The 9,787-nt window shown below is 77.3% G+C and carries 10 protein-coding genes; all 10 read right to left on the reverse strand.

Going from position 1 to position 9,787, the window contains the following annotated elements; translation table 11 throughout:
* On the reverse strand, positions 1–866 hold an 866-nt coding region (locus GTR00_RS25625; RefSeq protein ID WP_166610951.1), incomplete at its 3' end, for a sensor domain-containing diguanylate cyclase.
* A 189-nt stretch (positions 867–1,055) separates the two neighbouring features.
* Positions 1,056–2,411 (reverse strand): FtsX-like permease family protein, encoded by a 1,356-nt coding sequence (locus GTR00_RS07195; RefSeq protein WP_166610952.1) that lies wholly within the window; start codon positions 2,409–2,411, stop codon positions 1,056–1,058.
* On the reverse strand, positions 2,408–3,184 hold the full coding sequence (locus GTR00_RS07200) for an ABC transporter ATP-binding protein (RefSeq protein WP_323132306.1): 777 nt from the start codon (positions 3,182–3,184) through the stop codon (positions 2,408–2,410). Before GTR00_RS07200 ends, GTR00_RS07195 begins: the two co-directional genes overlap by 4 nt.
* On the reverse strand, positions 3,181–4,758 hold the full coding sequence (locus GTR00_RS07205; protein WP_166610953.1) for a DUF2207 domain-containing protein: 1,578 nt from the start codon (positions 4,756–4,758) through the stop codon (positions 3,181–3,183). Before GTR00_RS07205 ends, GTR00_RS07200 begins: the two co-directional genes overlap by 4 nt.
* Positions 4,755–5,228 (reverse strand): SsrA-binding protein SmpB, encoded by a 474-nt coding sequence (smpB, locus tag GTR00_RS07210; protein WP_166610954.1) that lies wholly within the window; start codon positions 5,226–5,228, stop codon positions 4,755–4,757. Before smpB ends, GTR00_RS07205 begins: the two co-directional genes overlap by 4 nt.
* Before the next feature lie 100 nt (positions 5,229–5,328).
* The gene (gene ftsX, locus GTR00_RS07215) at positions 5,329–6,234 is read right to left on the reverse strand and encodes a permease-like cell division protein FtsX (protein ID WP_166610955.1); all 906 of its coding nucleotides are present in this window, start codon (positions 6,232–6,234) and stop codon (positions 5,329–5,331) included.
* Positions 6,234–6,923, reverse strand: coding sequence for a cell division ATP-binding protein FtsE (gene ftsE / locus GTR00_RS07220; protein WP_166610956.1), 690 nt, complete (start codon positions 6,921–6,923; stop codon positions 6,234–6,236). The genes ftsX and ftsE overlap by 1 nt, the downstream gene beginning before the upstream one ends.
* Positions 6,924–7,062: 139 nt before the next feature.
* Positions 7,063–8,184 (reverse strand): peptide chain release factor 2, encoded by a 1,122-nt coding sequence (gene prfB, locus GTR00_RS07225; protein ID WP_166610957.1) that lies wholly within the window; start codon positions 8,182–8,184, stop codon positions 7,063–7,065.
* Positions 8,185–8,237: 53 nt separating this feature from the next.
* Positions 8,238–8,948 (reverse strand): SDR family NAD(P)-dependent oxidoreductase, encoded by a 711-nt coding sequence (locus tag GTR00_RS07230; RefSeq protein ID WP_323132307.1) that lies wholly within the window; start codon positions 8,946–8,948, stop codon positions 8,238–8,240.
* 58 nt (positions 8,949–9,006) lie between these two features.
* Positions 9,007–9,787 (reverse strand): ABC transporter permease (locus tag GTR00_RS07235; RefSeq protein ID WP_205705259.1); only part of this gene is annotated, 781 nt, incomplete at its 5' end.

Genomic DNA, 9,787 nt, shown 5'->3' on the forward strand with positions numbered 1-9,787 from the left:
TCCCGGTACATCCGCGCGTCGGCGCGCGCCAGCACCTCCGCGGGCGGGGAGCCGGGGTCGTCCACGACCAGGCCGACGCTGCACGTCAGGCGCGCGGTGCCCGAGCCGTCGGGCAGGGCCACCTCCACGCCGGTGACGGCCCGCCGGAAGCGCTCCTCCAGCGCGGCGGGCTCGGCCTCCGCGGGGTTCTCCACGAGCACGACGAACTCGTCGCCGCCGTAGCGGGCCACGGTGTCCTCCTCGCGCGCCACCGCGCTCAGGCGCCGGGCCACCGCGATCAGCACCTCGTCCCCGAGCTGGTGCCCGTGGCGGTCGTTGACCAGCTTGAGGTCGTCGACGTCGCAGAAGGCGATCACCGGGACCGTGCCGCTGCGCCGGGCGCGCGAGCGCGCCCGGGACCAGCGGTCCTCGAACAGGGAGCGGTTGGGCAGCCCGGTCAGGCGGTCGTGGGTGGCGCGGTGGGCCAGGTCGCGGTGGCGCTCGACGTGCTGGGAGACGTCCCAGCAGGCCAGGGCCAGCGAGGGCGCGCCCTCGAACTCCACGGGCGAGGCGACCACCTCCACCGTGGCGGTGCCGGCGCCGGGGCGCACGAAGCGCCACTCGGCCGGGGCGGCGGGCTCGCCCGGGGCGGCCCGCAGCGCCTCCGCCAGGGCCGCGGCCAGGCCGTCGCGGTCGTCGGGGTGCACCAGGCCGGCCAGCGCCACGGGCGCGAACGGCTGCTCCGCCCCGGCCGCACCCCCGGGGACGCCCTCGAGGCCCAGCAGCCGGCGGGCGGCGCGGTTGGCCCAGACCACCTGCTCGTCGCGCACGACGAGGGTGGCGATCGGCGACTCCTCCACGAGTCGACGGTAGTCGGCGTCCTGCACGGCGTCCCCCCTCGGTCGGCGACCGCACGGCCGCCGGGGCGACGGTAGGCACGGCGCCCACCGCCCTCCGAACCGATCACGGGAAACTCCCCGGCACGGCGGAACGGTTGCGACAGGACGTGTTCGCGCCGACACGTGTCCACCCGGACACGTGTCGGCGCGACCACGTGAGCGCGCAGCGACCGCCCGTCACCGCAGGGGCTGCTGGAGGTCCACCGAGCGCACCAGCAGCGGGCGGCTGGCCCGCGAGGCGAGCAGCACCAGCCCCGCGCCGCCGGCGGCGCACACCGCGAACAGCAGCACCCCCACCGGCGCCGAGCGCAGCACCGCCAGGAGCGGGGAGACCACCAGCAGCGACGTCAGCGCCGCCCCGCCCGCGGTGACCAGCAGCGGCACCCACGTCTCGCGCGAGCGCGCCGCGTGCAGCACCCGCACGTCCGCGCCGGCCAGGTGCAGCGCGCGGTGCTGCGGCGCGGCGTCCAGCACGCGCGAGGCCTGCGTGACGCCGGTGGACACCGCCGCCAGCACGGCGGCGACGACGAGCGTGACCAGCGCCCCGGTGCCGGTGTCGCGCAGCAGCGCGTCGCCCTCCACGTCACCGCCGTCCGTGGCCGTCATCCCCGGCACCACGCTCAGGCAGCCCGCCACGAAGGTCACCAGGGCGATGCCGCCCACGCCGCGCCAGGCCCCGCGCGGGTCCTCGACCAGCCGCCGCGCCGCCAGCAGCGTCGCCGCGCTGCGCGCCCGCGCGGCCAGCACGCGCCCCAGCAGCGACAGCAGCAGCGGGCCCAGCAGGTTGTACAGGGCGAAGGTGCCCGCCAGCAGCACCGCGAGCACCAGGACCGCCGCGCCCAGCCCCACGCCCGCCGCCAGCGAGCCCAGCCCCCGGAACGCCGCCGCGAACGCCAGCCCCACCACGAGCACCGGCAGCACCCGCAGCCGGCTGAGGGTCTTCACGGGCAGGCGCTGCGCCACGCCCAGCGGGGTGGTGCTCACCCGCCGCAGGCCCACCGCGCACGAGACGAGGGAGACCACCAGCACCGCGGCGACCGCCGCCGCCACCGGCAGCGGCCCCAGCCGCAGCTCGGCCGGCTCGAACGCGCGGCCCTGGAAGCGCAGCAGCGCCACCGCCGGCGTGGCCAGCAGGTTCAGCACCACGCCGGCCGCCGCGCCCGCCACGGCCTGCAGGCCCGCGTCCAGCAGCGCCACCAGCCCCGTCTGGGCGCTGGTGGCGCCGACCAGGCGCAGCCGGGCCAGCCGCTCGTCGCGCCGGGCCACCGTCAGGCGCGCCGCGGCCCCGCCCAGCGCGGCGCTCGGCACGACCAGCAGCGCCACGGACACCGACGCCAGCAGCGGGTAGAGCGCCGCGTCCGACTCCGGCCCGGCCAGGCGGGCCCGCCCGGTGAACGCCTGCACCCCGCCGGCGACGGTGAGCACCGCCCACGTGGCGGCGGCGAAGGCCACCACCGCCAGCACCGCGGGCAGGTGCCCGCCGGAGTCGCGGTGCCGCAGCAGGGCCAGCCAGGTGCGCAGCGCCCCGCTCACGAGGGCACCCCGCCGCCGGCGGCGGGCGCGGCCGGGGCGCGGAACTCGCGCACGACGCGCCCGTCGCGCATCGCCAGCGTCCGCCCGCACCAGCGCGCCACGGCCGGGTCGTGCGTGACCACGACCAGCGCGGCCCCCGCCCGCCGCGCCGCACCCGTCAAGGTGCCCAGCACCTCCTCGCCGGTGGCCTGGTCCAGCGCCCCGGTGGGCTCGTCGGCGAACACCACCTGCGGCGAACCCACCAGGGCGCGGGCGATCGCCACCCGCTGCACCTGCCCGCCCGACAGCTGCCCGGGGCGGCGCAGCTCCAGCCCGCCCAGGCCCAGCGCGCCCAGCAGCTCGCGGGCGCGGGCGGTGGCGGTGCGCCGGTCCACGCCGGCGAGCATCAGCGGCAGCGCGGCGTTCTCCTGCGCCGGCAGCTCCGGCAGCAGCTGCCCGGACTGGAAGACGAAGCCGACGGCGCTGCGCCGCAGCCGCGTGCGGTGCGCGTCGCTCATCGCGGTCAGGTCCGCCCCGGCCAGCTCCACGGTGCCGGAGGTGGGGCGCAGGACGCCGGCCAGGCAGTGCAGCAGGGTCGTCTTGCCCGAGCCCGACGGGCCGGTGACGGCGACGGACTCGCCGGCGCGCAGGGCGACGTCGACCCCGTCGAGCGCGCGCGTCGCCCCCGGGCCGTCGCCGTAGGCCATGACCAGGCCACGAGCGGTGAGGATGTCCACGGCCCCGAGGCTGGCGCCCGGCACCCCGCCGGCGCCGTTGGGACGTATGCTGGTCACCGGTCGGTGGCGCCCAGGGCCACCGCCAGCGGCAGGTGGCGCCCCAGCGCGGCGCCGCCGCCGGGCGCGGCGCCGGGGTCGCGCCCGGCGCGCTCCAGGCCCGCGGCGAAGGCGTCCACGGCGCCGCGCACGCGGCGCCCCTGCTCCGTCAGCGCCGGGCGGGGCCGCACGGCCAGGGGCACCACGAGCGCCGCGGCGACCAGCGCCAGCCCGACCAGCCCGAAGCGCGTCCACAGCGCCAGCGCCACCGCGGCGGCCACGGCGAGGGCCAGGGCGGCCAGCGCGCACCCCAGGCGGCGGTGCGCCAGGCGCGAGGGGCGCTCGCGGAACCAGCCGCGGCGCACCGCCTCGTCGTCGAGGAGCTGCTGCGTCAGCTGCACCCCGGCGCGCGCGCGGGTCCGCAGCGCCGACAGCGTCGTGACGGTGCCGTCCCCGAAGAGGGTGTGCAGCAGCCGCTGCTCGGCGGGGCTGGTGGGCTCCGCGCTGCGCCGGCGCTCCAGGCGCCAGTCCGCGACCGCACCCCCGTCCGTGCTCCCGTCCGCGCTCCCGTCCGCGCTCCCGTCCGCGCCCCCGTCCGGGCCCAGCGCGGCGAGCGTGAGGTGGCCGCGCTCGGCCAGGTCCAGCAGGGTCGCCACGACGTCGTCGGCGGTGGCGCCGCCGTGCACGAGGGCGCCCAGCACGCCGGGCGGACCCTCCGGCGGGCCCGCGGCGGCCGCGACGGCCCCCGCCGCCGGCGCGGTGCTCGCACCGGCGCGGCGGCGCGAGAGCAGGACCGCGCCGGCACCGGCGGCCAGCACCGCGCCGGTGGCCGGCAGGGTGGTCGCGTCGGCGCTGAAGGCGCGCGCCGGGCTGAAGGTGCCCACCAGCAGCGGGCCGCTCGCGGCCACGGTGCCCGGCGGCAGCACCGCCCCGACCGTGACGCCCTCCTCCGCCTGCAGGTCGGCGGCGCTGAAGGAGGCGGTGCCGGGCGCGTCGCCGGGCGCCACCGCGCACGGGTCGCGCGAGCCCGCCGGGCCGGCGTAGCACTCCAGCCCCGACAGCGGCCCGGGCGCGGTGAGGGTGGCGTCCACGCGCTCCACCGGCACCTGCCAGCCGGTGCCCAGGACGTCCACGCGGACCCGCTGGCCGCCCGGCCCGTCGTCGACGACCGCGCCGAGGCGGTACTCCAGCACGTACGTCTGCTCCCCGCGCACGTCCTCGCGGTCGGGGTCGCCCACGAGCACCCGCAGGGCGCCGCCGTCCTCCTCGGTGCTCACCTGCGCCGGGGCGCCGGAGGGGCTGGACACCCGCAGCCCGCTCAGCGGGAAGCGGCGGTCGTGGGAGGCGTCGTGGCGCCCGCGCACCGGCACGGAGCGCTGCAGGCCGTGGTGGCCCTCCTCGCCGAAGTCGTACACGACCGTCTCGCGCACGCCCACCGAGCCGTCGTCGCCCACGGCGAGGTCGACGGCGTAGGAGCGCACGCGCTCGTCCTCGCCCGGCTCGTCCGCCGCGGCCGAGGCCGCCGCCGGCCCGGCCAGCACGGCGGCGGCCAGGGCCAGGGCGGCACCGGCGCGGTGGACGAGCGCGGGGCTCACTCCCGGTTCCGCCGCAGCGACATCGCGCGCTCGGCCTCGCGGCGGTCCTGCCGCTCGCGCAGCGCGTGGCGCTTGTCGTAGTTCTTCTTGCCCCGCGCCAGGCCGATCTCGACCTTCACGCGCCCGTCGACGAAGTACAGCGACAGCGGCACGATCGTCAGGCCGGACTCGCGGACCTTGCCGGCCCACTTGTCGATCTCGGCGCGGTGCAGCAGCAGCTTGCGGCGGCGGCGGGGCGCGTGGTTCGTCCAGGTGCCCTGCACGTACTCGGGGATGTGGACGTGCTCCAGCCACATCTCGCCGCGGTCGATCTGGGCGAAGCCGTCGACCAGGGAGGCGCGGCCCATCCGCAGGGCCTTCACCTCGGTGCCCGTCAGGGACAGGCCCGCCTCGTAGGTGTCCTCGATGTGGTAGTCGTGGCGCGCCTTGCGGTTGCTGGCGATCACCTTGCGGCCGGTCTCGCGCGGCACGTGCGTCCTCCCCCTGCTGCTGCTGGACCGTCCACTCTAGGTGCGCCGGGCACCGGTGCGCACGGCCGTTCGCCGCGGGCGCAGCCGCGACGGGCCCCGCTCAGACCCGCAGCCAGCGCCGCAGGCTCAGCAGGGACGCCACCACGGCGAAGACCACGCCGACGCCGAGCATCACCGGCGCCGTGGGGAAGAGGACGTCGGAGGTCTCCACCAGGCGGGTGGTGAAGTCGGGGCGCTCGCGCAGGCGCCCCACGCCGAACTCCACCAGCGCGTACAGGGCCCCGGAGGCCAGCACCGCGCCGACCAGGCTGGCGATCACCCCCTCCAGCACGAACGGCAGCTGGATCAGCGCCCGGGAGGCGCCCACCAGGCGCATGATGCTCACCTCGCGGCGGCGGCTGAAGGCCGTCAGCCGGATCGTGGTGGACACCAGCAGCACCGAGCACACCAGCATCAGCGCCGCCAGGCCCAGCGCCACGCGCGTGGCGCCGTCCATCGCCGCGAACAGCGGGCCCAGCACGGCCCGGTCGTCGGGGACGTCCTCCACGCCGGGCTGGCCGCTGAACTGCTCGCGGACCTCCTGGTAGCGGGAGGGGTCGGTCAGCCGCACGCGGAAGGACTCCGGCAGCTGGTCGGGCGTGACGTTCTCGGTGATCGCGTCGTCGAACTGCTCGAGGAAGTTGTCGTAGGCGTCCTGCTGGGACTCGTAGAAGACCCGGTCCACCAGCGGGGAGGACTCCAGCTGCGCGCGCAGCGCGTCGCGCTGCGCGGAGGTGACGGCCCCGGTGGGGCAGTCCTCCTCGGTGCTCACCGGCCCGCACAGGAAGACCGACACCTGCACGCGGTCGTACCAGTCGCCCTTGAGGATCGAGACCTGCTGCTGCACGAGCAGCCCCAGGCCGAAGAAGAACAGCGAGACCATGGTCACCAGGACCACCGCGACGGTCATGGTGAAGTTGCGCCGCAGCCCGGCGCCCATCTCGCGCACGACGAAGCCGAGGCGCATCAGCGGCTCGACCCGTACACGCCGCGGTCCTCGTCGCGCACGACGCGGCCGTCGCGCAGCTCCACGACGCGCTTGCGCATCTGGTCGACGATGTCGTCGTCGTGCGTGGCCATCACGATGGTCGTCCCCGTGCGGTTGATGCGGTCCAGCAGCTTCATGATGCCGACGCTGGTCTCCGGGTCGAGGTTGCCGGTGGGCTCGTCGGCCAGCAGCAGCGCCGGGCGGTTGACGAACGCGCGGGCGATCGCGACGCGCTGCTGCTCGCCGCCGGACAGCTCGTGCGGGCGGCGCCTCTCCTTGCCGCCCAGCCCCACCAGCGCCAGCGTCTCGGGCACCGACTGCGCGATGACGTGCCGCGGCTTGCCCAGCACCTGCAGGGCGAAGGCGACGTTCTCGAAGACGCTCTTGTCGGCCAGCAGGCGGAAGTCCTGGAACACCACGCCGATCTGGCGGCGCAGCGCGGGCACCTTCCAGCTGCGCAGGCGGCCCACGTCGCGCCCGGCGACCTGCACCGTGCCGGAGGACGCCTTCTCCTCCTTCAGCACCAGCCGCAGGAAGGTGGACTTGCCCGACCCGGAGGGGCCGACGAGGAAGACGAAGTCGCCCCGGTCGACCTGCAGGGTCACCTCGGCGAGCGCGGGGCGGTTCCCCTCGCCGTAGACCTTGCTGACGTGCTCGAAGGTGATCACTCGCGGGGCGGCCGGTCTCGGGGACGGGGTGGTGCGGTCGTGCTCCGGCCGTCGTCCACTCTACGTGCGGGCACGCTGGGTGAGCGCCTGCCCCCGTCCGGGTGGGTCGCGAGCGCCCCGGCCCGCCCGCGCGCGGTGGTCAGCTCGCGGCGCCGGCGGCGCGCTCGCCCTGGCGGCGCCAGCGGATGCCGGACTCCAGGAAGGCGTCGATGTCGCCGTCGAAGACGGCGTCGGCGTTGCCGACCTCGTAGCTGGTGCGCAGGTCCTTGACCATGCGGTACGGCTGCAGCACGTAGGAGCGCATCTGGTTGCCCCACGAGCCGGAGTCGTCGCCCTTGAGGGCGTCCAGCTCGGCCTGGCGGTCCTGGCGCGCCTTCTCCAGCAGCTTGGCCTGCAGCACGCGCATGGCCGCGGCCTTGTTCTGCAGCTGCGACTTCTCGTTCTGGCAGGTCACCACGATGCCGGTGGGGATGTGGGTCAGCCGCACCGCGGAGTCGGTGGTGTTGACCGACTGCCCGCCGGGGCCGGAGGAGCGGTAGACGTCCACGCGCACGTCGTTCTCGGGGATCTCGATGTGGTCGGTCTCGGCCACCACGGGCAGCACCTCCACGCCCGCGAAGGACGTCTGGCGCCGGCCCTGGTTGTCGAACGGGGAGATGCGCACCAGGCGGTGGGTGCCCTGCTCGACGCTGAGGGTGCCGTAGGCGTAGGGCGCGGCGATCTTGAAGGTGGCCGACTTGATGCCCGCCTCCTCGGCGTAGGAGGTGTCGTAGACCTCCGTCTTGTAGCCCTTGCGCTCGGCCCAGCGCAGGTACATGCGCATGAGCATCTCGGCGAAGTCCGCGGCGTCCACGCCGCCGGCCTCGGAGCGGATCGTCACCAGCGCCTCGCGGCCGTCGTACTCCCCCGACAGCAGGGTGCGCACCTCCAGCTCGTCGAGCTGCTTCTTGATGCCGGTCAGCTCCCGCTCGGCCTCGGCCAGGGAGTCGGCGTCGTCCTCGGACTCGGCCAGCTCCACCAGGACCTCGAGGTCGTCGATGCGCGAGCCCATCCTCTCGACGCGGTCCAGCTCCGCCTGCAGCGCGGACAGCCGGCTGGTGACGGCCTGGGCGTTCTCGGCGTCGTCCCACAGGTCGGGGGCGGCGGCCCGCTCGTTGAGCTGCGCCAGCTCCGAGCGCAGCGCGTCGAGGTCCGACACCTCCCGGATCGACGCGTACGTCTGGCGGAGGGCGGAGATCTCGGCGGGGAAGTCGATGGCCACGGCGCACGAGCTTACGCGCGTGCACGCCCGCCGCGGTGCGCGCGGCGGGCCGCTCAGCCGGGGGCGGACGCCGGCCGGCCGAAGGCGGAGGCCGGCAGGTCCCGCTCGTCGCCGGCGATCGCCCGCACCACCCGCTCGGCGACCGCGTCGGGGTCCAGCCCGGTGGGCAGGCGCGGCGCGGTGCCGGCCACCGGCCGCCCCGCCAGGCCCGTCTCGGTGTGCGGCGGGCGCACGTCCAGCACCCGCACCCCGTCGCGGCGCAGCTCCCTGCCCGCGGCGCCGGCGAAGGCGCTCAGGGCGGCCTTGGCGGCGCTGTAGGCGGCCATGCCGGCCACCGGCTGCTCGGCGACGACGGCGGAGACCAGCGCGGCGAAGGCGCCGGGGCGCTCGCGCGCCGCCGCGCGCAGGTGCGGCACCGCCGCGCGCAGCAGCCGCACCGGCCCCAGGGCGTCGGCGAGGAACAGCTCGTCGAGCAGGTCGTCGTCGGCCTCCTCCACCGGCCCGAACGCCACCACGCCGGCGGCGTGCACGAGGCCGTCCAGGCCGCCCAGGTGCGCCACCGCCGCCGCCACGACCGCGCCGGGGCCGTCGGGCAGGCGCAGGTCGCCGGTCACCGGGTGGCCGGGCAGGCCCTCCAGGCGGGCCCGGTCGCGGCCGCTGAGGACGAGCCGGGCACCGGCCGCGGCCAGGCGCGCGGCGATCGGGCGGCCCAGGCCGCCGCCGGCACCGGTGAGCAGCACGCGCGCGCCGTCGAGGTCCGTCACGGTGCGGAGGCTGGCACGCGCGGGCACCCCGCGCACCCCGGGGTCAGCGGACCGGGCGTCAGCGGAAGCGGCGCCCCTGGTCGCGGCGGATCGCCCACACCGCCACCGCGCCCAGCACGAGCGTCCACCCCACCAGCACCGGCAGCGCGGTGCCCGGCACGCCGGTGCCGGTGGCCGCGCCGATGACGACGTCGCGCCCGGCGCGGGTGGGCGTCCAGGTGGAGATCGACTGCAGCCACCCCGGCATCACCTGCGGCGGCAGGAACAGCCCGCCGGCGAAGGCCAGCGGCAGCAGCAGCACCTGCGCCAGCGCCAGCGCCGCCTTGGCCGGCACCGAGTACCCCACCGCCAGGCCCAGCGCCAGCAGCGGCAGGCCCGCCGCGAGCAGCCCGCCCAGGCCGGCCAGGAAGCGCGCGGGCGTGGTGGTGGCGTCGGTGACCAGCGCGGCCAGCACCAGCAGCGGCACCAGCCCCACGACGGTGAAGAAGGCACCCGTGAGCACCCGCGCGGCGAAGCGCGGCCCGGCGCCCACCGGCAGGGTGCGCAGGTGCGTGTCCCACGGCAGGGCGCGGTCCTCGGCGGTGCCGGCGCCGTGGGTGAACAGCGACACGCTCATCGCGGAGAACACCGCCAGCTGCGCCACGGCGCCGGTGGCCGCGGCCGGGCCCATCCCCCCGGCCTGCGGCACGACGAACACCGCCAGGATCAGGGCGGGGAAGACCGCGGTGCTCACCACGACCACGGGCACCCGCAGGGTCTCGGTCACCTGGTAGCGGGCGTGCAGCCACGTCAGGCGCAGCGCCCCGGCGGGCCGGCGGCCCCCGGCGCCGCCGGGGCGC

It is taken from the genome of Kineococcus indalonis (assembly GCF_009906395.1).
Classification (GTDB): Bacteria; Actinomycetota; Actinomycetes; order Actinomycetales; family Kineococcaceae; genus Kineococcus; species Kineococcus indalonis.

Excerpts from the sequence above, each read along its gene's own strand:
- ftsX (WP_166610955.1), bottom strand. The coding sequence starts at position 6,234 with ATGCGCCTCGGCTTCGTCGTGCGCGAGATGGGCGCCGGGCTGCGGCGC.